The sequence below is a fragment of the Nocardia sp. NPDC051832 genome, assembly GCF_040681285.1.
Classification (GTDB): domain Bacteria; phylum Actinomycetota; class Actinomycetes; order Mycobacteriales; family Mycobacteriaceae; genus Nocardia.
Map to the genome: position 1 here is coordinate 1095173 of NZ_JBFAYL010000002.1, position 22558 is coordinate 1117730.

The 22558-nt window shown below is 68.3% G+C and carries 22 protein-coding genes; 16 read left to right on the forward strand and 6 right to left on the reverse strand.

Annotated features, from left to right (window positions below):
- The first annotated feature begins 150 nt into the window (after positions 1 to 150).
- The 3 genes from def to AB0M14_RS14970 all read left to right on the forward strand — a co-directional run bounded on the left by def (position 151) and on the right by AB0M14_RS14970 (position 3716).
- Positions 151 to 717: a peptide deformylase gene (def, locus tag AB0M14_RS14960; RefSeq protein WP_364994246.1), complete on the forward strand. Its 567-nt coding sequence runs from the start codon at positions 151 to 153 to the stop codon at positions 715 to 717.
- Entirely contained in the window at positions 717 to 1640 is a 924-nt protein-coding gene (gene fmt, locus AB0M14_RS14965) for a methionyl-tRNA formyltransferase (protein ID WP_364994248.1), read from the forward strand. The genes def and fmt overlap by 1 nt, the downstream gene beginning before the upstream one ends.
- 633 nt (positions 1641 to 2273) lie before the next feature.
- Positions 2274 to 3716: a transcription antitermination factor NusB gene (locus AB0M14_RS14970; protein ID WP_364995804.1), complete on the forward strand. Its 1443-nt coding sequence runs from the start codon at positions 2274 to 2276 to the stop codon at positions 3714 to 3716.
- A 75-nt stretch (positions 3717 to 3791) separates the two neighbouring features.
- On the opposite strand, the gene AB0M14_RS14975 is transcribed toward AB0M14_RS14970, so the two are convergent.
- Positions 3792 to 4337 carry a hypothetical protein gene (locus tag AB0M14_RS14975; protein WP_364994251.1) on the reverse strand — a complete coding sequence of 182 codons (546 nt, stop codon included), beginning with the start codon at positions 4335 to 4337 and terminating at the stop codon, positions 3792 to 3794.
- A 129-nt stretch (positions 4338 to 4466) separates the two neighbouring features.
- On the opposite strand from AB0M14_RS14975, the gene AB0M14_RS14980 reads away from it, so the two are divergent.
- Positions 4467 to 4817 carry an MmcQ/YjbR family DNA-binding protein gene (locus tag AB0M14_RS14980; RefSeq protein ID WP_364994254.1) on the forward strand — a complete coding sequence of 117 codons (351 nt, stop codon included), beginning with the start codon at positions 4467 to 4469 and terminating at the stop codon, positions 4815 to 4817.
- Here AB0M14_RS14980 and AB0M14_RS14985 read toward each other — a convergent pair whose 3' ends face one another.
- Both AB0M14_RS14985 and AB0M14_RS14990 read right to left on the reverse strand, forming a co-directional pair.
- Positions 4818 to 5546, reverse strand: coding sequence for an RNA polymerase sigma factor SigF (locus AB0M14_RS14985; protein ID WP_364995806.1), 729 nt, complete (start codon positions 5544 to 5546; stop codon positions 4818 to 4820).
- Between the two features lie 173 nt (positions 5547 to 5719).
- Positions 5720 to 6139, reverse strand: coding sequence for an anti-sigma factor (locus tag AB0M14_RS14990; protein ID WP_194813978.1), 420 nt, complete (start codon positions 6137 to 6139; stop codon positions 5720 to 5722).
- Positions 6140 to 6295: 156 nt separating this feature from the next.
- Between AB0M14_RS14990 and rpe the strand changes: the two genes are divergently transcribed.
- Positions 6296 to 6949: a ribulose-phosphate 3-epimerase gene (rpe, locus tag AB0M14_RS14995; protein ID WP_364995807.1), complete on the forward strand. Its 654-nt coding sequence runs from the start codon at positions 6296 to 6298 to the stop codon at positions 6947 to 6949.
- A gap of 12 nt (positions 6950 to 6961) precedes the next feature.
- Here rpe and AB0M14_RS15000 read toward each other — a convergent pair whose 3' ends face one another.
- Positions 6962 to 7429: a hypothetical protein gene (locus AB0M14_RS15000; RefSeq protein ID WP_364994257.1), complete on the reverse strand. Its 468-nt coding sequence runs from the start codon at positions 7427 to 7429 to the stop codon at positions 6962 to 6964.
- A 511-nt stretch (positions 7430 to 7940) separates the two neighbouring features.
- Between AB0M14_RS15000 and AB0M14_RS15005 the strand changes: the two genes are divergently transcribed.
- The 4 genes from AB0M14_RS15005 (at position 7941) to AB0M14_RS15020 (ending at position 10993) form a co-directional block, all read left to right on the forward strand.
- Positions 7941 to 8564 (forward strand): riboflavin synthase, encoded by a 624-nt coding sequence (locus AB0M14_RS15005; RefSeq protein WP_364994260.1) that lies wholly within the window; start codon positions 7941 to 7943, stop codon positions 8562 to 8564.
- Between the two features lie 108 nt (positions 8565 to 8672).
- Positions 8673 to 9917 carry a bifunctional 3,4-dihydroxy-2-butanone-4-phosphate synthase/GTP cyclohydrolase II gene (locus AB0M14_RS15010; protein ID WP_364994263.1) on the forward strand — a complete coding sequence of 415 codons (1245 nt, stop codon included), beginning with the start codon at positions 8673 to 8675 and terminating at the stop codon, positions 9915 to 9917.
- Positions 9918 to 9967: 50 nt separating this feature from the next.
- Complete coding sequence (gene ribH / locus AB0M14_RS15015; RefSeq protein ID WP_364994266.1) at positions 9968 to 10447, forward strand: 6,7-dimethyl-8-ribityllumazine synthase; 480 nt, start codon at positions 9968 to 9970, stop codon at positions 10445 to 10447.
- 27 nt (positions 10448 to 10474) lie between these two features.
- The gene (locus tag AB0M14_RS15020; protein ID WP_364994269.1) at positions 10475 to 10993 is read left to right on the forward strand and encodes a PH domain-containing protein; all 519 of its coding nucleotides are present in this window, start codon (positions 10475 to 10477) and stop codon (positions 10991 to 10993) included.
- 24 nt (positions 10994 to 11017) lie between these two features.
- On the opposite strand, the gene ggt is transcribed toward AB0M14_RS15020, so the two are convergent.
- Positions 11018 to 12964 (reverse strand): gamma-glutamyltransferase, encoded by a 1947-nt coding sequence (gene ggt, locus AB0M14_RS15025; protein WP_364994272.1) that lies wholly within the window; start codon positions 12962 to 12964, stop codon positions 11018 to 11020.
- A 162-nt stretch (positions 12965 to 13126) separates the two neighbouring features.
- Between ggt and uvrC the strand changes: the two genes are divergently transcribed.
- The 7 genes from uvrC (at position 13127) to tpiA (ending at position 21586) form a co-directional block, all read left to right on the forward strand.
- Entirely contained in the window at positions 13127 to 15241 is a 2115-nt protein-coding gene (gene uvrC, locus AB0M14_RS15030) for an excinuclease ABC subunit UvrC (RefSeq protein ID WP_364994275.1), read from the forward strand.
- Between the two features lie 94 nt (positions 15242 to 15335).
- Entirely contained in the window at positions 15336 to 16304 is a 969-nt protein-coding gene (gene rapZ / locus AB0M14_RS15035; protein WP_364994278.1) for an RNase adapter RapZ, read from the forward strand.
- The gene (yvcK, locus tag AB0M14_RS15040; protein ID WP_357319040.1) at positions 16301 to 17347 is read left to right on the forward strand and encodes a uridine diphosphate-N-acetylglucosamine-binding protein YvcK; all 1047 of its coding nucleotides are present in this window, start codon (positions 16301 to 16303) and stop codon (positions 17345 to 17347) included. The genes rapZ and yvcK overlap by 4 nt, the downstream gene beginning before the upstream one ends.
- Positions 17344 to 18321 (forward strand): DNA-binding protein WhiA, encoded by a 978-nt coding sequence (gene whiA / locus AB0M14_RS15045; protein WP_364995810.1) that lies wholly within the window; start codon positions 17344 to 17346, stop codon positions 18319 to 18321. Before yvcK ends, whiA begins: the two co-directional genes overlap by 4 nt.
- A gap of 237 nt (positions 18322 to 18558) precedes the next feature.
- Positions 18559 to 19578: a type I glyceraldehyde-3-phosphate dehydrogenase gene (gap, locus tag AB0M14_RS15050; protein ID WP_364994282.1), complete on the forward strand. Its 1020-nt coding sequence runs from the start codon at positions 18559 to 18561 to the stop codon at positions 19576 to 19578.
- A gap of 4 nt (positions 19579 to 19582) precedes the next feature.
- Positions 19583 to 20797: a phosphoglycerate kinase gene (locus AB0M14_RS15055; RefSeq protein ID WP_364994286.1), complete on the forward strand. Its 1215-nt coding sequence runs from the start codon at positions 19583 to 19585 to the stop codon at positions 20795 to 20797.
- Positions 20798 to 20800: 3 nt separating this feature from the next.
- On the forward strand, positions 20801 to 21586 hold the full coding sequence (gene tpiA, locus AB0M14_RS15060; RefSeq protein WP_364994289.1) for a triose-phosphate isomerase: 786 nt from the start codon (positions 20801 to 20803) through the stop codon (positions 21584 to 21586).
- Positions 21587 to 21657: 71 nt separating this feature from the next.
- On the opposite strand, the gene AB0M14_RS15065 is transcribed toward tpiA, so the two are convergent.
- Entirely contained in the window at positions 21658 to 22494 is an 837-nt protein-coding gene (locus AB0M14_RS15065) for an META domain-containing protein (protein ID WP_364994292.1), read from the reverse strand.
- Positions 22495 to 22558 lie beyond the last annotated feature (64 nt).

Genomic DNA, 22558 nt, shown 5'->3' on the forward strand with positions numbered 1-22558 from the left:
CGCCCCGGGCGGCCGGGCGGAGGGATCGACACCCCGCCCGGACCGCTCTCGAGTTCTACCAGGTCTGTGGCTCGGCATCGGGGATATCGGAGTGATCGGCGTCCCTTACTAGAATGGGTCGACCGTATTCGCCTGTTTTCGGGAGCCGCCGTGACCATTCAGCCCGTTCGCCTGTTCGGCGATCCCATTCTGCGCGCCCGGGCGGCGGAGGTCACCGACTTCGATCGGGAGCTGCGCCAGCTCGTCGAAGACCTGACCGACACCATGTACGACGACGGCGGAGTCGGGATGGCCGCGCCGCAGATCGGCGTCGGGCTACGGGTCTTCGTCTACGACACCGGGGACGCGCAGGGGCATGTGGTGAACCCCGTATACACCGTCGACGGCGAGGAAGAACAGGTTGGGCCGGAAGGCTGCCTGTCGATTCCCGGACTGCGCTACGACGTGCGGCGGGCGCTGCGGGTGCGGGTCTCCGGTGTCGATATGCACGGTAAACCGGTGGCCTTCGACGCCACCGAACTGCTGTCGCGGTGCGTGCAGCACGAGAACGACCACCTGGACGGGGTGCTGTTCATCGACCGCCTCGATCCGGCCGACCGTAAGGAAGCAATGCGCGGCATTCGAGAATCGGACTGGTTCACCGCGGGGATCACGGTGCGCGCGTCGCGCGGCAGCAGTGACACCGGCAAGCCGAACCCGTTCGGACGTGGTCGCTGATGCGCATCGTCTTCGCGGGTACGCCCGAACCGGCGGTGCCGTCGCTGCGCCGCTTCCTCGAGTCGACGCGGCACGACGTGGTCGCCGTGGTCACCCGGCCCGACGCCGTCGCCGGCCGCGGGCGCAAGGTGCAGCGCTCGCCGGTCGGGCAACTGGCCGACGAACACGGCATTCCCGTGCTCACCCCGCGCCGCCCGTCCGAACCCGAATTCATCGACCAGCTCACCGAATTGGCGCCGGACTGCTGTCCGGTGGTCGCCTACGGCGCGCTGCTGCCGCAGCGGGTGCTCGACATTCCGCGCTTCGGCTGGATCAACCTGCACTTCTCGCTGCTGCCCGCCTGGCGCGGCGCGGCCCCGGTGCAGGCCGCCATCGACGCCGGTGACGAGTTCACCGGCGCGTCCACCTTCCAGATCGAAGCGGGCCTGGACACCGGCCCGGTCTTCGGTGTGGTCACCGAGAAGATCCAGGTCACCGACACCGCGGGGGTGCTGCTGGAACGGCTCGCCGACAGCGGCGCCCGGCTGCTCGAGACCACCCTCGACGGCGTGGAAGACGGTGCGCTGCAAGCGGTTCCACAACCGAACGAGGGCGTCTCCTATGCCCCCAAGGTGGTCGCCGAGGACGGGCACGTCCGCTGGGACCAGCCGGCCCTGAACATCAGTCGCCGCATCCGCGCCGTCACCCCGGCCCCCGGTGCCTGGACCGAGGTCGGCGGTCTCCGTCTCAAACTCGGCCCGGTCGAGATGGTCGAAGAGGAACTGCCCCCGCGCGCCATCGAGGTCCGCAAGTCCGGCGTCTTCATCGGCACCGCCACCACCGCGGTCCGCCTCGACCAGGTCCAGCCCCAAGGCAAGCGGATGATGGCCGCCCTCGACTGGGCCCGCGGCGCCCGCCTGCAACCGGGCGCGGTGGTCGAGTGACAGATCTGACACAGGGCGGAGCTGCCGCGGCAGTCATGCCGAAACCGAGCAACAGCGAGGAGCAGGTATGAGCCGGCGATTCTTTGACGCAGGCGCCACGGCGCAGGCGCCGGAGCTGACAGGCAGCCAGGCGCGGGTCGTGCCGGAACTTCCCCCACGAAGCATGGGCGCAACCGATCCAGCCTTCCTCTCGGACCTGAGCATCAGCGAGGTCCGGGAATGAGTGCCGAAGATCGACGCCGGGCGCGCGAACGCAACAGCGATTCGACCGGCCGCGACGACAGCACACGGGCCGCGCGCGGAAACGCCGCACCACGCAAAGCGGTCGGCCGGATCGGATCCTTCGATCGCGGCCCGGACGCACCCGGTGGCCGAGGTGACCAGCCGCGCAGGTCGGCCGGTCAGCCCGGGCGCACAGGCGCCGACCGCAGGCCCGGCGCGCGCGACGGCAGCGATCGCCCCTATCGCGGTATGGGCCAGTCGGATTCGGCGGCCCGTCCCGACCGCGGCGACCGGGCACAATCCGGCACCGGCGGTGGACGCCCGAATCGTGCCGAGCCAGGGCGGTCGAGCGGAACCGGAGGCGGATCGAAAGCCGGTGCGCGGCAGGGGAATCGTTCCTCTGGGGCGGAAATGGGAGGGCGCGGTGGTCGCTCCGGCGCAAAGTCGGTAGGTAAGTCGGGTGGTGCCAAAGCTGGTGCGCAGCAGAAGGATCGCGAGAATGCTCAGGCTGGCAGTCGGAGCGGGGTGGACCCGGTGCGGTTGGTCGCGCGGGATGTCTTGCGGGCTGTTCGGGAACGGGATGCGTACGCCAACCTGGTGCTGCCGACTCTGCTGCGGGAACGGGGGATTTCGGGGCGGGATGCGGCGCTGGCGACCGAACTCACCTATGGCGCGTGCCGGTCGCTCGGGTTGCTCGATGCGGTGATCGAAGCGGGTTCCGGACGGTCGGTCCAGGAGATCGACGGCGGGTTGCTGGATGTGCTGCGGCTGGGCGTGTATCAGCTGCTGCGCACCCGGATCGGGGCGCACGCTGCCGTGGATACCTCGGTGGCGATGGCGCGCAACGAATTCGGACAGGGACGTTCCGGTTTCGTGAACGCCGTGCTGCGGCGGGCGGGTGAGAAGACCGCCGAGCAGTGGGTCGAGGAGCTGGCGCCGTCGGATCCGGTGGGACGGTTGGCATTCGAGTTCGCGCATCCGGTGTGGATCGCGCAGGCGTTCGCGGACGCGCTCGGTGTACGGGCAACGGAACTGGGTGATCTGCTGGCCGCCGACGACGCTCGGCCGCTGGTACACCTCGTCGCGCGGCCCGGTGAGATCTCCGCGGAGGAACTCGCCCTCGTCACCGGTGGCGAGGAAGGCAAATGGTCGCCGTACGCGGTGTACCTCGACGGCGGTGATCCTGGCAAGCTGGAACCGGTGCGCGACGGCTTGGCGAGTGTGCAGGACGAAGGCAGCCAGCTGGTCGCGCTCAGCCTGACTCGCGCCCCGTTGGAAGGCCCGGACGGCGGCCGCTGGCTGGACCTGTGTGCAGGACCCGGCGGCAAGGCAGCCCTGCTGGGTGCGCTCGCGGCGATCGACCAGTTCCAGGTCGACGCGGTCGAACCCTCCGAACATCGCGCCGAACTGGTCCGCAAGTCCACCAGGGATCTCCCCGTCGAGGTGCACGTCGTCGACGGCCGCGACAGCGGATTGACCCCCGGCTACGACCGCGTCCTGGTCGACGCACCGTGCACCGGCCTCGGCGCACTGCGCCGTCGCCCGGAAGCTCGTTGGCGGCGTACTCCGACCGACGTTCGCGAACTGGTCGTACTGCAGCGCGAGTTGCTGGCCGCCGCATGGGAACTGGTTCGACCCGGCGGTGTGGTGCTGTACTCCACCTGCTCACCGCACTTGGCCGAAACGGTCTCCGTGGTCGGCGATTTCGTCCGCCGCACCGGCGCGGTCCAACTCGACACGCGCGAATTGCTCCCCGGCGTCACCGACATCGGCGACGGTCCAGGCGCACAGCTCTGGCCGCACCGCCACAGCACCGACGCCATGTTCATGGCCGCGTTGCGTAAGCCGATGTAGCCCCGCTGCGGAAACTCACGCCGCCTGGTCAACTCCTTGCGAGGACTCCGGCTCCGGGCTGGTCCAGCATGAAGCTCAGAGCCGAAGGGTCCACGGTGCCAGGGCATCTACCTGAATGAGCCCTGGCCCTGGCAGCCGGACTTCCCCTCGGAACGGGCCGGTCGTGACATAGCGAAGTTCTTTGCGCTGACCGCCTTTCCACGAGAAATGCACGATCCGGGCGTCGTGGCGGCCGTCCAGCGTGAAGGCAGCCGTCGCTGGGCCGCCGCGATGGGCGAGCACATCGGGATGGTCGCCTTCGGCCTCGGACAGGATCTGGCAGTCCTCGGCAGTGCCGAATCCGATTCGCCAGCGCAGCATTACGCTGCCGTCGGCCCTCTCCACCTGCAGGTGGGTGTACTTCTTCGGAACGATCGCACGCACCCTGCCGTCGTTGGAACGCTGCCGTAGGAGCAGGTCGCCCCGTTCGGCGCGATCGGCTGTATCGATCGCGCCGAACACGAAGGCCCTGCCGAACGTCGCAGCCTGGAAATCAACGACCGTGGCCACCCCTTCTCTCGCGTGCCGCACCGCGACCCGCCCGCGCCCGCGGCCCTTGTCCAGCATCGTCAGCTCCCGCACACTACGAAATTCTGGCACGAATGAGGCGTAGCTGAGCCCGCGATCGAAGTCGAACGGTGGACGCGCCACGATTCTGTGGTAGTTCCAAACGTCCAAGCCGCCGTTTGTGGGCGGGTGCACACTGACGGTATGGCTATCACGTGGCAAGGCGTTGTGGATCTGGCAACCGAGCTGCCGGGTGTGGAGGAGTCCACGTGGTGGCGCAGTCCGGCGCTGAAGGTGGGTAAGAAGGGGTTCGCGCGGTTGCGCGACGAGGCCGAGGGCGGGCTGGTCCTGATGTGCGAGATGGTGGAGAAGGAAGCGCTCTTGGCGTCGGGCGATCCGACCTTCTACACCACCCCGCACTACGACGGGTATCCGTACATCCTCATCGATCTGGACCGCATCGGCCGCGATCAGCTCCGTGAACTGCTGGACGCGGCCTGGTGGCAGTCGGCTCCGGCGAAACTCCGTAAGGAGCGCGAACAGCAGTCGACGTAGTTACTCGCGCTCCGACAGCTCGCGCAGGCGGGCAAGGGTTTTCGTCAGGATCCGGGAGACGTGCATCTGGGAGATGCCCATCTGCTTGGCGATCTGGGTCTGGGTCATCGACTCGAAGAACCGCATGGTGAGGATGCGGCGTTCGCGCTCCGGCAGACCGGCCAGCAGCGGCCGGATCGCGACGTACTCCTCGACCCGCTCGAACTGGCCCTCTTCCTCGCCGAGGGTGTCCAGCAGCGACGCGTCGGTGTCGCGGCCCAGCGAGGCGGCGTCGATGGAACTCGGTTGATACGCGTTGCCCGCGATGACGGCCTGGGTGACCTCGTCCGGATCGACATCGAGGTGCGCCGCGATCTCCTTGGCGGTGGGGGAGCGCCCCAGCGTCTGGGAGAGCGCGTCGATCGCCGCGCCGATACGCAGGTGAGTTTCCTTGACCCGGCGCGGAACTCGCATCGCCCAGGTGTTGTCCCGGAAGTATCTGCGGACCTCGCCCATGATGGTCGGCACCGCGAAGGACAGGAAGTTGGAGCCGCGCGCCGGGTCGAACCGGTCCACCGCGTGCACCAGACCCACGCGCGCCACCTGGGTGAGATCGTCGAACGGCTCACCGCGACCGCTGAATTTGCGGGCGATGTGGTCGGCGAGCGGGATGCAACGACTGATCAACTCGTCGCGGAGCGCGGTGTGCTTCGGCGTGCCCGCGGTAGCGGCGGCGAGCCGTTCGAACAGCGCGCCGAGATCGTCGTACCCGGAGGTCGAGCCGACCTCCTCGACGATTTCGGTGTCCTCTTCGGCGTCCTCGGGCGCCGCCTGCGCGTCTTCGGGTTCGGGCGTGGCGTCTGATCCGGGGGTGCTGGGCTGGTCCTTGCGCTCCGGGTCGAACACTGTCTCTTCTTCCGCCACTACGCCTTCCCCCGGACGCGACGGAACTCCACCGTCGTCGGATATCCGGAAGCCGCCGAGTCGTACGGGTCTTGCGTCGCCTGCACCGAATCGGTGAGGGTGCGCAGCACATGCCAGCCGAAGCTGCGCTGGTCCGGCAACCCCTCGGCCGCCGCGAGCCCGCTGACCCGCACCAGCAGTTCGGTGTCACCGATGGTGAACCGGCACTGCAGGCTGGAGCCCGGTTTCGCGACCGCGATCAGCGTGGAGCACACCTCGTCGACGGCCAGCCGGATGTCGGCGACCTCGTCGAGGGTGAATTCGCTGAGTAGCACGAGAGTTTCGGCGAGCCCGCGCACGATGGGCAGCTGTGTGACCGACGCGGCCACCCGAATCTCCACCGGGGAGCTGGTCCCCTGTTCCGCCGAAATATTGATCACCCTGAGAAGGCTACCCATTCCCACGCGCCGCAATCACAGTTTGCCTGGTCGACCGGCCATGCCGAGTTGGGCGCTGCCACGTTCGGGTCTTCAGCTGAGCCCTCGGTACACTCCGGCGTTGTGTCCACACCGACGTTTTCGCGACCGGCCGAGCCGATGATCGCCCCCTCCATCCTGTCCGCCGACTTCGCCCGTCTCGCGGACGAGACCCGGGCCGTCGCGACCGCCGACTGGCTGCACGTCGATGTGATGGACGCGCACTTCGTGCCGAACCTGACGCTGGGCCTGCCGGTGGTGCAGAGCCTGTTGAAGGCCACCGACATTCCGCTGGATTGCCATCTGATGATCGAGGATCCGGGTCGCTGGGCGCCGCCGTACGCCGAGGCGGGCGCCTACAACGTGACCTTCCACGCGGAGGCGACCGACGATCCGGCCGCGGTGGCGCGCGACATCCGCGCCGCGGGCGCCAAGGCCGGCTTGTCGGTGAAGCCGAACACCCCGATCGAGCCGTACCTGGAGATCCTGAAGAGCTTCGACACACTGCTGGTGATGAGTGTGGAGCCGGGATTCGGTGGGCAGTCGTTCATTCCGCACGTGCTGGAGAAGGCGCGGATCGTCCGCAACCTGGTCGACTCGGGTGAGCTGCGGCTCATCGTGGAGATCGATGGCGGTATCAATGCCGACACCATCGAGCAGGCGGCGGAGGCGGGGATCGACTGCTTCGTCGCCGGATCGGCGGTCTACAACACGGCCGATCCCGGCGCGACGGTGGAGAAGTTGCGGCATCAGGCCGCGGCGCACTGGCTGTAGTTCGCGAAAAGCTCAGTTGTAGTGCGGTTTCCGGCGGGTGCCCAGCGCCCGCGTGGCCTCGATGACCGCGCTGATGGGCGGCAGCGCCGTCGGGTGCTCGGGCTGCTGCACCCAGACGCGGTACCCGGTGCGTTCGTCGTCGGGGGAGGGCAGGACGACTTGGCTGCCGGCGCAGGCGACGGTGGCGTAGAGCCGGAACAGTTCGGCGGAGACGTGTGCGGTGAGCGCCTCGGCGGGCCCGGTGATGAAGGTCCATCGCCTGGCCCGCGGGTGATGGACGACCGGCGCGGCGAGCTGCGCCTTGCTCAACTGCTGCTGGACCTGTTCGCCCAACTCCGCCGGCATGGTGATGGCGCCGTAGTGCTGGCCGATGTGCAGCAGGATGTGCCGCGAGGCCGGGTCGATCGAGGCCGGCATCTGGAATTCGCGGCGATACTGCACGCAGCGAACTTCCAGCGTCGAGTCGAGAAGAGTGGTCACGCAACACCCCCGAGGTGTGGTCGATTTACCATGAAGGATTCGCTTCCAACTGCTGGTAGAAGGCCGTTCGTGACGTGCTCGAGAACGAGAATTGAACGGTCGGAATCAGGTACATAACAATATTGCATCCATTTCCGTTTGGATGCAAGGAAATTGTGTAGGCGTGTTTTCGCCTGGGTACCAGCAAGATTCGCGCCCCGAGCGAAATGGTCTTGATTCATTCGTGATGCGCGGAAATTCTGGGCAGTCTGTTTATCTCGCCGTAGTAAACGGCCGGCAATTACGTATCGATGTACAGAATCTCAAGCTCCTTGCCGGTCTCGCGGTCGGTTCCGCCCCCCGGCGCACCGCCGGACCGAGCCGCGCTGCCTGCCTACGACCCGGCGTCGTTACCCTGGGTGCGAGTGCGGGAATAGCGGGCCGCCCCGGCTTGTTCCGCCCACCGACACACCAACCCGACCAGGGAGTCCAGCCGCTTGCGACTGCTTGCAGGTCGCTCGAAAGGATCAGCATGTTCACAGGCATCGTCGAGGAGCTTGGCGAGATCGTCGCCACCGAGCCGCTGGCCGACGCCGCGCGCCTGACCATCCGGGGCAAGCTCGTCACCTCCGATGCCGGGCACGGCGACTCCATCGCGGTCAACGGCGTCTGCCTCACCGTCGTCGACGTGATCGACGGCGACAGCTTCACCGTCGACGTCATGCAGGAGACGCTGAACCGCTCCAGCATCGGCGGCCTCAGCGCCGGCTCGCAGGTCAACCTGGAGCGCGCCGCCGCGCTGAACAGCCGCCTCGGCGGGCACCTGGTGCAGGGCCACGTCGACGGCACCGGCACCGTGCTGGCCCGCACGCCCTCGGAGAACTGGGAGGTCGTGCGCATCTCGCTGCCCGACGCGATCGCCCGCTACGTCGTGGAGAAGGGCTCGATCACCGTCGACGGCATCTCGCTCACCGTCTCCGGACTCGGCCTCGCCGAGCAGCCCGCCGCCGACGGAAACCGCGACTGGTTCGAGGTGTCGCTCATTCCGACCACGCTGTCCATGACCAACCTGGGCGCCGCCACCGTCGGCACCCGGGTGAACCTCGAGGTCGACGTGATCGCCAAGTACGTCGAACGGCTGCAACAGCGCGGCTGACCGCGCCCACCGGACGCGCCGCCGGAGGCGCACCCCGAAGGCCTTAATGTAGTGAGGCAAGGTGCTCGGCCGCGCCGGACACTTCTTTCGATATGGAGCACAGCTGACGTGACCAGGTTCGACACCATCGAGCGCGCAGTCGCCGACATCGCCGCAGGCAAGGCCGTCGTCGTCGTGGACGACGAGGACCGTGAGAACGAGGGCGACCTCATCTTCGCGGCGGAGAAGGCCACCCCCGAGCTGGTCGCCTTCATGATCCGCTACACCTCCGGCTACATCTGCGTGCCGCTGATCGGTGACGACTGCGATCGCCTCGGCCTGCCGCCGATGTACGCGCAGAACCAGGACAAGCACGGCACCGCCTACACCGTGTCCGTGGACGCGCGCGAGGGCATCACCACCGGCATCTCCGGCGCCGACCGCGCCACCACCATGCGCCTGCTCGCCGACCCGGACGCCAAAGCCGACGACCTGACCCGCCCCGGCCACGTTGTTCCGTTGCGCGCCAAGGACGGCGGCGTGCTGCGCCGCCCCGGTCACACCGAAGCCGCCGTCGACCTGTCTCGGATGGCGGGCCTGCGCCCGGCCGGCGTGATCTGCGAGATCGTCAGCCAGAAGGACGAGGGCCACATGGCCCGCACCGAAGAGCTACGCATCTTCGCCGACGAGCACGATCTGGCGCTGATCTCCATCGCCGACATGATCGCCTGGCGGCGCAAGCACGAGAAGCAGGTCGTCCGGGTCGCCGAGGCGCGCATCCCCACCGCGCACGGTGAGTTCGTGGCGGTCGGTTACCAGAGCATCTACGACGACGTCGAGCACGTCGCACTGGTGCGCGGCGACATCAGCGACGGCGAGGACGTGCTGGTCCGGGTGCACTCGGAATGCCTGACCGGCGACGTGTTCGGTTCGCTGCGCTGCGACTGCGGCCCGCAGCTGGACGCCGCGCTGGAAATGGTGGCGAACGAGGGCCGCGGCGTGGTGCTGTACATGCGCGGGCACGAGGGCCGCGGCATCGGCCTGATGCACAAGTTGCAGGCCTACCAGTTGCAGGACTCCGGCCGCGACACCGTCGACGCCAATCTCGACCTCGGCCTGCCCGCCGACGCGCGCGACTACGGCACCGGCGCGCAGATCCTGGTCGATCTCGGCATCCGCTCCATGCGCCTGCTCACCAACAACCCGGCCAAGCGCGTCGGCCTGGACGGCTACGGCCTGCGGATCACCGAGCGGGTCCCGATGCCGTTGCGCGCCAACGCCGAGAACCTGCGGTACCTGCGCACCAAGCGCGACCGGATGGGCCACGACCTGATCGGGCTGGACGAGCTCGACCTCGGCGAAACGGCACAGTAGCGCTACCGTCGTCCCGGCGGACGCCGGGACCCACCACGAAAGGCCTTCTCATGAGCGGCACCGGCGTACCCAGCTTCGAGCTGTCGGATGCCAAGGACCTCCGGCTCGGCATCGTCGCCTCGCGCTGGCACACCAAGATCTGCGACACCCTGGTGGCCAACGCCGAGCGGGTGGCCATGGAAGCCGGCGTCCAGCACGTCACCACGGTCCGCTGCGCCGGCGCCATGGAGCTGCCGGTCGTCGCCCAGGAGCTGGCCCGCACCCATGACGCGGTCGTCGCCCTCGGTGTCGTGATCCGCGGCGGCACACCGCATTTCGAGTACGTGTGTGACGCGGTCACCGCCGGTCTCACCCGCGTTTCGCTCGATGCCGCGACTCCGGTCACCAACGGTGTACTCACCACCAACACCGAAGAACAGGCCCTCGATCGTGCCGGTCTCCCCGGTTCCGCCGAAGACAAGGGCGAGCAGGCCGCGCAGGCCGCGCTCGACGCCGCGCTCACGCTGCGCGCGCTACGAGAGTCGTTCTGAGTTGTGCCGGCGACGCGGAGTGATGCGATGAGTGGCGGCCGGATGACCGGCGGTCCGGTAGTGCGTATCTGGCGGCGGGCCGAGCCCGCCGCAACTCAGGAGTGGGACTTCGAGGTGCGTCCGCGCCGCGCGGTCCGCACCGCCTGGATCGTCGCGGCGATCATCGTCGCCGTCTTCGCGATCGGCGGCATCTGGTTGCGCTCCGGCTCCACCGGCGTGAACTTCCGCACCATCGATCAGTTCGCCATGATCGGCGTCGGCCTGCTCATCGCCGCCGGCGTCCTGACCCTCACCCGTCCCCGCCTTCGCGTCGGCCCCAAGGGCGTCTCGGTCCGGAACATCCTCGGCGACAACCTCTTCGACTGGAAGCACGTCATCGGGGTCTCGTTCCCGGACCGCAAATCCTGGGCCCGCCTGGAACTGGTCAACGACGAATACGTCCCCTTGCTCGCCATCCGCGCCAACGACAAGGCGCACGCCGCCCAGGCCATGGACCGCCTCCGCGAACTCGGCGCGAAGTACACCGCGGACCAGACCTCCGACTAGCCTGGCACGCCGACCCGGTGGGGGTTAGCGGGTGTCGCCGAAGACGGCTCCCTCGCGGCGGGGGTCGGCGCCGCCGATCCAGCCGCCGCTGGGGTCGAGTTTGAGAGTGCTCAAGCCGCTGACCTGGGGTGCGACCGAGACCTGGTGGCCCATTTCGCGAAGTTTGATGACCAGTGGGTCGTTGTCGCCCTTGTTGGCGGCGTTGATGGCCGGATGCTCGCCGCCGATGCCGGTCGACGGCGTGTTGCCCGCGCCGAAGGAGACGGCGGAGACAGCCTGTTGCGGGTCCATGCCCCAGTCCAGGAGGCCGACAAGGGTTTTGACGACGAACTGGATGATGACCGAGCCGCCGGGGGAGCCGGTGATGTGGGTGAGGGCGCCGCGGGTGCCGTCCGGCGCGCGATCGAAGACCAGGGTGGGCGCCATGGAGCTGCGCGGGCGCTTGTTGGGCTGGATGCGGTTGGCGACCGGCGCGCCGTCGGCGCCGAGCGGGTCGGCGGCGAAGTCGGTGAGCTGGTTGTTGAGGACGAAGCCGTCGACGACGTGGAACGAGCCGAAGGCGGATTCGACGGTGGTGGTCAGCGCCGCGGCGTTGCCGTACTTGTCGACCACGGAGATGTGGCTGGTGCCGTGCTCGGGCGGCTGCTGGCCGACGCCGAGCGGGACCGGGCCGAAATCGCCGGGCTGGGCGGTGCCCATGCTGCGGCTCGGGTTGATCAAGCCGGCGCGCTGCTTCAGGTAGTTCTTGTCGATCAGGGTCTGCATCGAACCGCCGGGCAGCGGGATGAAGTCCTCGTCGGCGACGTACTTGTTGCGGTCGGCGTAGGCCAGCCGCTCGGCCTCCGAGATCAGGTGCACCGCTTCGGCTTTCGGCTTGCCGCCGTTGGCGTCGAGCGTTTCCGGCCGCAGCGCGGCCAGGTCGAAGTTCTCCAGGATGCCCAGCGTCGCGGCGACCGTGCTGCCGCCGGAGGACGGCGCGGGCATGCCGCACACCTCGTGCGCGCGGTAGCCAGAGCACAGCGCGGTGCGCTTCTTCGGCTGATATCCGGCGAGGTCGGCCATGGTGAGCTGCCCGCCGGTGCGCCCGCCGGCGGTCGAGGCCGCGGCGTCCACGATCGCCTGGGCGATGGCGCCGGTGTAGAACGCGTCCGCGCCGTCGGCGGCGATGGCGCTCAACGTCTTCGACATGCCGGGGTTGGTCAGCAGGGTGTCGACCTTCTTCCCGGACCCGTCCGGGTTCAGGAAGTACGCCTTGGCCGCTTCATCGGTCGCGAGGTCCTTCGCGGACTCGGCGATCTGCCCGGCCAATCGCGGGCTGATCTCGAAACCGCGGTCCGCCAAGCCGATCGCCGGATCGAACAGCGCGCGCCACGCGGTCTTCCCGTGCTCGCGGTGCGCGAGTTCCAGCATCCGCAGGATCCCGGGGACGCCGATGGAGCGTCCGCTGGCCCGGGTGTTCGGCTTGGGCTCGGTGCGATCCGCGTCGCTGACCCAGCGCAGATAGTTCTCGGTGGCGGCCGCGGGCGCGGTCTCGCGCCCGTCGTAGGCTTCGACGCTCTTGGTGGCCGCGTTGTAATAGAGCAGGAAACCGCCGCCGCCGATGCCGGAGGCCTGCGGCTCGACCAGCCCGAGTACGGCTTGCGCGGCGATCAGCGCGTCCGCCGCGGTCCCGCCCTGGTTGAGCACCTCACACGCGGCTTTGGTGGAGATCGGATTGGCGGTCGACACCGCGTAGGTCTTGGTCCGCACGGCCTGCATCCCGGATCGATATCCGGACGCGATCTCCGGATTCGTCGCGATGTTGGTCGACCCGGCACTGGTTCCGGCGGCGGCCGTCACGGGCGTCCCGTTCGCCGACTCACCGCAGGGCCCGGCGGCCTGCTGATCGTCCCCGGAGCACCCGGTGACGATCCCGACTACAAGCGTCAACGCCGCCCCAGCGCCAACCCACCTACCACGCGTGCGCCTCATGCACGGACTTTAACGCCGATCCCCGACAACTGGGTGAGATCGCAACGAAAAGATCTCCGGCGCAACCGCTCTCCGAAGACTCCACCGGCATCATCCGGGACTCCGCCGCCGGCCGAGACCTGGCCGCCGAGCCCTGTCGGTGGCACTCGATAGGCTGTTCGGGTGGCAGATCCAGCGACGTACCGGCCAGGTCCGGGGACGATTCCCGTCGAACCCGGGGTGTACAAATTCCGGGACGCGCATCGGCGGGTCATCTATGTCGGCAAGGCGAAGAGCCTGCGGAGCAGGCTGAATTCCTACTTCGCCGATGTCGCCTCGCTGCATCCGCGTACCCGCCAGATGGTCACCACCGCCGCCAGCGTCGAATGGACGGTCGTCTCCACCGAGGTGGAGGCGCTGCAGCTGGAATACAACTGGATCAAGGAGTTCGATCCGCGCTTCAACGTCCGCTACCGGGACGACAAGTCGTATCCGGTGCTCGCGGTCACGCTCAACGAGGAGTTCCCGCGCCTGTTCGTCTATCGCGGCGCGCGCAAGAAGGGCGTGCGGTACTTCGGGCCCTACGCCCATGCCTGGGCGATCCGCGAGACCTTGGATCTGCTGCTGCGCGTGTTCCCGGCGCGCACCTGCTCGAACGGAGTCTTCAAGCGGCACAACCAGATCGGGCGTCCGTGCCTGCTCGGATACATCGACAAGTGCGCCGCGCCTTGCGTCGGGCGGGTGAACGCCGACGAGCACCGCCAGATCGTCGAGGACTTCTGCGACTTCCTGGCCGGCCGCACCGACCGGATGGTCCGGGAGCTGGAGCGGCGGATGCAGAACGCCGCCGAGGATCTCGATTTCGAGACCGCCGCCCGGCTCCGCGATGACGTGCAGGCGTTGCGCCGCGCCCTGGAGAAGCAGGCGGTGGTGCTCGGCGACGGCACCGACGCCGACGTGATCGCCTTCGCCACCGACGAACTCCAGGTTTCGGTGCAGATCTTCCACGTCCGCGACGGCCGGGTGCGCGGTCAGCGCGGCTGGGTGGTCGACAAATCCGGGGACGCCATCGACGCCCCGGAGGCGGGCGGGGAGATGGCCGCGCTGGTGGAGCAGTTCCTCACCCAGTTCTATGGTGAGCAGGTCGCGGTGGCGGAGCAGTCCGCCGAGGAGCAGGCGACGGTGGTGCCGCGTGAGGTGCTGGTGCCGGAATTGCCGGCCGACGCGGAGCAGATCCAGGAGTGGCTGAGTAAGTTGCGCGGCGCGGGCGTCAAGCTCCGGGTGCCACAGCGTGGCGACAAGAAGGCGCTCGCGGAAACCGTGCAGCGCAACGCGATGGAGGCGCTGGCTCAGCACAAACTCAAGCGCGCGGGCGATCTGACCTCCAGATCAGCCGCACTGCAAGACATTCAAGACGCCCTCGAACTCGACAGCGCGCCGTTGCGCATCGAGTGCGTCGACATCAGCCATGTGCAGGGCACCGATGTGGTCGCCTCGCTGGTCGTCTTCGAGGACGGCCTGCCCCGCAAATCCGAGTATCGGCACTTCACGATCAAGGAGGCCGCCGGGGAGGGCCGCTCCGACGACGTCGGCAGCATCCGCGAGGTCACCCGGCGGCGGTTCTGGCGGCTCCGGAAGGAGCGCGACGAACTGGCGGCCGCCGAATTGCAGGCGGCGCCAAGGGTTCCCGAGGACGACGAGCTCGCGAACCCCGACAGCAGCGTGCTGGGAATCGACGAGGACGGCCTGGACGGCGCCCTCGATCCGGACGATCTCAACCCGGCTCCCGGCATCGATCCGCGCACCGGCCGCCCCCGCAAGTTCGCCTACCCGCCGAATCTCTACGTCGTCGACGGCGGCGCACCCCAGGTCGCGGCCGCCGCCGAGGTCCTCGACGATCTCGGCATCACCGACGTCGCGGTGATCGGCCTGGCCAAACGCCTCGAAGAGGTCTGGGTCCCAGGCGAACCCGACCCGGTCATCATGCCGCGCAACAGCGAGGCGCTGTTCCTGCTGCAACGGGTCCGCGACGAAGCGCACCGTTTCGCCATCACTTTTCACCGCAGCAAACGGTCCCGCCGGATGACGGCCTCCGCTCTGGACTCGGTCAAGGGCCTGGGCCAATCTCGTCGCACCGCGCTGGTCACCCACTTCGGCTCGGTCGCCAAACTCAAGGAGGCAACCATCGAGCAGATCACCGAGGTCCCCGGCGTCGGCGTGGCGACCGCGAAAGCGGTGCTCGCGGCCCTCAACCCGGACCAACCGGACGCGACACGCGAGCCGGCGGGCGACAATTGATGAATTCCGTGTCGCGTACGTTGTGTGTCTGCGCCCGATACGAGATCCGGTACGGGATGATCGAGAGGCACCCTAGACACAGATCCGGTAGGACATGACACGCGTCGAATCGAACAGCACTGCGGGCGGCCCCCGGTCGGCCGCCGATTCTGCCGCGCTCAAATCCGGGCTGCAGCAGCAGGTAGAGGTCGTCATCGTGACCGGTTTGTCCGGTGCGGGCCGCGGTACCGCGGCCCGGGTGCTGGAGGATCTGGGCTGGTACGTCACCGACAACCTGCCGCCGGAGCTGATCGGCCGCATGGTCGAACTGGGCGCGTCCGCCGATCCCCCGATCCGCCGGCTGGCCCTGGTCATGGACGTGCGCAGTCGCTTCTTCACGGGCAATCTCTCCGTCGTCACCGAACAGTTGCGGGCGCGCGGCGTGCGCACCCGCATCCTGTTCCTGGAGGCCTCCGACGACGTGCTGATCCGCCGCTTCGGTTTCGCCCGGCGCCGGCATCCCCTGCAGAGCGAGAGCACCGACGGCACCCTGTCCGCGGGCATCGCCTCTGAGCGGGTGCGCCTCTCGACCGTGAAAACCGCGGCCGACCTGGTCATCGATACGTCGGAACTGTCGATCCATCAATTGCATCGCAAGCTCGAGGAGGCCTATGGCGGCGGTACACCCGCCGCATTGCAGCTGACCGTGCAGTCCTTCGGCTTCAAATACGGGGTTCCGCTGGACGCAGACATGGTGTTGGATGTGCGTTTTCTACCCAATCCGCATTGGATACCGGAACTTCGGGAACATTCGGGACAGGAAGCGGTGGTCAGCGAGTACGTGCTGTCGCGCCCCGGCGCGGCCGACTATCTGCGTACGGCGCACCACCTGGTCGACCTGACGACGAACGGTTACCGCCAAGAGGGGAAGCGATACATGACGGTGGCAGTGGGCTGCACCGGAGGCAAGCACCGCAGCGTGGCGATAGCCGAGGCGCTCGGGGAACTGATCGGCGCGCAATTCGACGAGCCGGGCGAGTCCGACGTCGTCCGTGTGGTGCATCGGGATCTGGGGCGCGAATGACAGGGTGGGAATCCAATCCCGCCATCGTGGCGCTAGGCGGCGGGCACGGACTGTACGCGACCTTGACCGCAGTGCGGCGGCTGACCCGCAAGATCTGCGCGGTCGTCACCGTGGCCGACGACGGCGGTTCCTCCGGCCGGCTACGCGCCGAACTGGGTGTGCTACCTCCGGGCGATCTACGAATGGCGTTGGCGGCCTTGGCCGCCGACCCCGAAGGCGTCTGGACCCAGTCGATTCAGCACCGTTTCGGCGGCACCGGCGCGCTGGCGGGCCACTCGGTAGGCAATCTGATCCTGGCGGGCCTGACCGAGGTGCTCGGCAACCCGGTGGACGCGCTGGACGAACTGGGGAAAATGCTCAAGGTGACCGGCCGGGTGCTCCCGATGTCACCCATCGCCCTCGATATCGAGGCGGATGTGTCCGGGCTGGAAGCGGATCCGCGCGTGAGCCGCTGCATCCGCGGTCAGGTCGCGGTCGCGACGACCCCGGGCAAGGTGCGCCGCGTGCGTTTGATCCCGTCGGATCCGCCCGCGAGCCCGGAGGCCACCTCCGCCATCGAGCACGCGGATGTCGTTGTGCTGGGCCCGGGTTCGTGGTTCACCAGCGTCATCCCGCACGTGCTTGTCCCGGAATTGCGTGACGCGCTGGTCTATACCCGCGCCCGCAAGGTCCTGGTGCTGAATCTGGCCGCGGAGCCCGGCGAGACGGCGGGTTTCTCCGCCGAACGCCATCTGCATGTATTGTCCCAGCACGCACCGGAATTCGTGGTCGACGAGGTTTTGGTCGATTCGGGCTCGGTGCCGGAGGGCCGAGAGCGTGAACATGTGGCCAGGGCTGCCGAACAGTTGCGGGCGCGAGTAACCTTTTCCGATGTCGCCGAAGCGGGAACCGACCGGCATCACCCCGGAAAGCTCGCCGCCGCACTGGATCAGCTGATCCGGCAACCTCGGCCGCAAAAGGCAGGGCTTCGAGTCGAAGGACGGCACATGGGCGCGGATGTGCGGTCCGGGTTGGGTGGAAAGGAGCGCGTCTCGTGGCAATGACAGCCGAGGTGAAAGACGAGCTGAGCAGGCTCACCATTTCACAGGTGAGTTCCCGCAAAGCCGAACTGTCCGCGCTGCTACGTTTCGCCGGAGGCCTGCATATCGTCGGCGGCCGGGTGATCGTGGAAGCCGAAGTGGACATGGGCTCCATCGCACGACGGCTCCGCCGGGAAATCTTCGAGCTCTACGGCTACGGCTCCGACGTGCACGTGCTCGGTGCGGGCGGTCTGCGTAAGACCTCCCGCTACGTGGTGCGCGTGTCGAAGGAGGGCGAGGCGCTGGCGCGGCAGACCGGTCTGCTCGACGTGCGCGGCCGTCCGGTGCGTGGCTTACCCGCCCAGGTGGTCGGCGGCAGCATCGCCGACGCCGAAGCGGCTTGGCGCGGCGCGTTTTTGGCGCACGGCTCGCTCACCGAACCCGGTCGTTCCTCGGCGCTGGAGGTCAGCTGCCCCGGTCCCGAGGCGGCGCTCGCGCTCGTCGGCGCCGCCCGGCGGCTCGGCATCACGGCCAAGGCCCGTGAGGTGCGCGGCACCGACCGGGTAGTGGTGCGCGACGGCGAGGCCATCGGCGCTCTGCTGACCCGCATGGGCGCGCAGGACACCAGGCTCACCTGGGAGGAACGCCGGATGCGCCGCGAGGTGCGCGCCACGGCGAACCGCCTGGCCAACTTCGACGACGCGAACCTGCGCCGTTCGGCCCGGGCCGCGGTCGCCGCCGCCGCCCGCGTTGAACGCGCGCTGGAGATCCTCGGCGAGGACGTGCCGGATCATTTGGCCGCCGCGGGCAAACTGCGCGTGCAACACCGCCAGGCCTCCCTGGAGGAACTGGGCCAGCTCGCCGATCCACCGATGACGAAAGATGCTGTGGCGGGCCGCATCCGCCGCCTGCTGTCGATGGCAGACCGGCGCGCCAAGGAACTCGGTGTCCCGGACACCGAATCCGCCGTCACCGCAGAGCTGCTCGACGAGGCCTGACAAATTCGGACAAATCCGCCGCTCCGGGACGACTCGGAGCGGCGGATTTGTCTGGTCCGCTATCGGCGAAAGTCCTGATGCCAGCGGCATTCGCGGTCCGCGAACGCCCAGCGTCGGCGGTGGCGCGCGGGGCGGGGAACTCACAACGGCAGGTGCATGTCGGAGAGGTGGTCCCCGGGCATTACTGTGGTTTGTGGCATCGGAATGAATCCCGCTTGAAAGCTGAGGAGCGATATTGTGACTGTCCGGGTAGGCATCAACGGCTTCGGTCGTATCGGACGCAACTTCTTCCGGGCGGTGGAGGCGCAGAAGGCGCTGGGCACCACCGACATCGAGATCGTGGCGGTCAACGACCTCACCGATAACGCGTCCCTGGCGACATTGCTCAAGTACGACTCGATCCTCGGCCGGCTGCCGCAGGATGTCTCGCTGGACGGCGACGACACCATCGTGGTCGGCGATCAGCGGATCAAGGCCCTCGCGATCAAGGAAGGCCCGGCGGCGCTGCCCTGGGGCGACCTGGGCGTCGATGTGGTCGTCGAGTCGACCGGCATCTTCACCGACGCGACCAAGGCGAAGGGCCACCTCGCGGCCGGCGCCAAGAAGGTCATCATCTCCGCGCCCGCCAAGGGTGAGGACCTGACCGTGGTGATGGGCGTCAACGACAACCAGTACGACGGCAGCCAGAACATCATCTCCAACGCCTCGTGCACCACCAACTGCCTGGGCCCGCTGGCCAAGGTGCTGAACGACGAGTTCGGCATCGAGCGCGGCCTGATGACCACGATCCACGCCTACACCCAGGATCAGAACCTGCAGGACGGCCCGCACAGCGACCTGCGCCGGGCCCGTGCCGCCGCCCTGAACATCGTGCCCACCGGCACCGGCGCGGCCAAGGCCATCGGCCTGGTGCTGCCCGAGTTGCAGGGCAAGCTGGACGGCTACGCGCTGCGCGTGCCGGTCCCGACCGGTTCGGTCACCGATCTCACCGTGACGCTGGCCAAGTCGGCCTCGATCGAGGCGATCAACGCCGCCTACCAGGCCGCCGCCGAAGGCGCGCTGAAGGGCTACCTGAAGTACAACGTGGACCCGATCGTGTCGAGCGACATCGTCACCGATCCGCACTCCTGCATCTACGACGCGCCGCTGACCAAGGTCATCGACGATCAGGTGAAGGTGGTCGGCTGGTACGACAACGAATGGGGCTACTCCAACCGTCTCGCCGATCTCATCGGCCTCGTCTCGAAGTCCCTCTGATCGCATGGCAGTCAAAACTCTTCAGGACCTGCTGACCGAGGGCGTGGAAGGCCGGGGCGTGCTGGTGCGCTCCGACCTCAACGTGCCCCTCGACGACAACGGCGCGATCACCGACCCGGGCCGCATCATCGCCTCGGCGCCGACCATCAAGGCCCTCGCCGAGGCGGGCGCCAAGGTCGTGGTGACCGCGCATCTGGGCCGTCCCAAGGGCGCGCCGGATCCGAAGCTCTCGCTGGCCCCGGTGGCCGAGCGGCTTGCTGCCGAACTGGGCCGCAATGTCCAGTTGGCCGGTGATGTGGTGGGCCAGGACGCGCTCGCGCGCTCCGAGGGCCTCACCGACGGTGACGTGATGCTGCTGGAGAACATCCGCTTCGATGCCCGCGAGACCAGCAAGGACGACGCCGATCGGTTGAAGCTGGCGCACGCGCTGGTCGAGCTGGTCGGCGACGACGGCGCGTTCGTCTCCGACGGCTTCGGCGTGGTGCACCGCAAGCAGGCTTCGGTCTACGACGTGGCGACGCTGCTGCCGCACTACGCGGGTGGCCTGGTCGCCGCCGAGGTCGAGGTGTTGCAGAAGCTCACAGCCGATACCGAGCGCCCGTACGCGGTCGTGCTCGGCGGCTCCAAGGTGTCGGACAAGCTGGCCGTCATCGAGGCGCTCGCCCCCAAGGTCGACACCCTGGTGATCGGCGGCGGCATGTGCTTCACCTTCCTTGCCGCACAGGGTCTTTCGGTCGGCACCTCGCTGTTGCAGGAGGAGATGATCGAGACCTGCAAGAAGCTGCTCGACGACTGGGCCGATGTCATCCACCTGCCCCGCGACATCGTGGTGGCCGACAAGTTCGCCGCCGACGCCGACTCGAAGGTGGTGCCCGCCAACGAGATTCCGGACGGCTGGATGGGCCTGGACGTGGGCCCGGAGTCGGCGGATCGCTTCGCGGCGCTGCTGACCGAGGCGAAGACGGTGTTCTGGAACGGCCCGATGGGCGTGTTCGAGTTCGAGAATTTCGCCGCCGGTACCCGCGGCGTCGCGGAGGCGATCGTGAAGGCCACCGAAAAGGGTGCGTTCACGGTGGTCGGCGGCGGCGACTCGGCCGCGGCGGTGCGCGCGCTCGGCCTGCCCGAGGACGGCTTCTCGCACATCTCGACCGGTGGCGGCGCGTCTCTGGAATACCTGGAAGGCAAAGAGCTGCCCGGTATTTCGGTACTGGAGGACTGATCAATGGCACGTAAACCGCTCATCGCGGGCAACTGGAAGATGAACCTCAATCACCTCGAGGCCATCGCCCTGGTGCAGAAGATCGCCTTCGCGCTGCCGGATAAGTACTTCGCCAAGGTCGACGTGGCGGTCATTCCGCCGTTCACCGACATTCGCAGCGTGCAGACCCTGGTCGAGGGCGACAAGCTGCTGCTCACCTATGGTGCGCAGGATGTTTCGGTGCACGAGTCCGGCGCGTACACCGGCGAGATCAGCGGCGCCATGCTGGCCAAGCTGGGCTGCGCCTTCGCGGTCGTCGGCCACTCCGAGCGCCGGCAGTACCACAGCGAGGACGACGCCACGGTGCTGGCGAAGGCCAAGCAGGCGCTGAAGCACGGGATCACCCCGATCGTGTGCATCGGCGAGGGCTTGAACATCCGGGAAGCGGGCACGCACGTCGAGTACAACCTCGAGCAGCTGCGTGGTTCGCTGAAAGGCCTGACGGCGGAGGAGATCTCGAAGATCGTCATCGCCTACGAACCGGTCTGGGCCATCGGCACCGGCAAGGTGGCCTCGGCCGCCGACGCGCAGGAAGTGTGCGGCGCGATCCGCAAGGAGCTGGCCGAGCTGGCTTCGGCGGAGGTCGCCGCGGGCGTCCGGGTGCTCTACGGCGGTTCGGTGAACGCCAAGAACATCGGCGAGCTGATCGCCCAGAGCGACATCGACGGCGCGCTCGTCGGCGGCGCTTCGCTCAAGGGTGACGAGTTCGCCACCCTGTCCGCGATCGCCGCGGGCGGCCCGCTGCCCTGATCGGCGGCAGGAACCTCATCGGCCCGGTACCGCGCTGCGGTGCCGGGCCGATTGCTGTGCCGGGCAAGTGCTTACGGCTGGGCGCGCAGCACCAGCCCGTTGCCCGCCGCGGTCTTCAGCGTGAGCACGTCGGCGTCGACGGTGGCGGTCATCGTGTCGTTCAAGGTCTTCAGCACGGCGCTCTCCACCTCCATCACGTCGGGCTGGCAGACCATCCTGGTGGTGCCCAGGTCGTCCAGGACGACGGTGGCGCCGGCGGGCGTCTGGTCGATCGCGGCCTTGGCGGCGAAGTTGTTGCAGCCCGCGTTGCCCGAGATCCCCTTGTCCTTGAGGGTCAGGTGCGGTTTGGATTCGTTGATCGCGACCGAGGCGATCCGGGCGTCCGGGGTGATGATCTCGGTGACCCGCCACGCCGTGCCCTCCAGCGGCTTGTCCGGGGTGGCGACCTTCTTGTCCAGCAGGATGACCGTCTGATCCTGGTTCTTCAGGGTCAGTGTGCTGTCCTTCAACTCCCAGGACGGCCCGGACGCGAGCAGGGCGGCCATCCACTCGTCGGCGCGGGCGCGATCACCGTCGCAGCCCATCAGCGTGCTCGCGAGCTGGCCGGCGGCGAGCGTCTGGTTGTCCAGGGTGACAGGTGCGGACCCCTGGTTACAGCCCGCGGTCGCGCTGACGCGCCCGTCCGCGGTGAAGGTGAGCGTCAGCGGGCCGCCGCCGGGAATCTGCGGTCCCTTCACCTCTTTTGAGATGTAGGTGTGCCCCACCGGGGTGGGCGGCGTGGTCTGGGTGGGGGTGGGACTGCTGGTGGTGGTGGTCGGTCCGGGGCTGTCGCTGTCGCCGCTGCCGCACGCGGCCGTGGCCGCGGCGAGCAGCAGGATCGGAACGAAGCGCAGGAAAGTGACCGACATGTGCGCCATGTTATCGAGGCCGCCCGGCCGCGCCTGTCAACGCGGCCGTCGAACGGGATTCCGG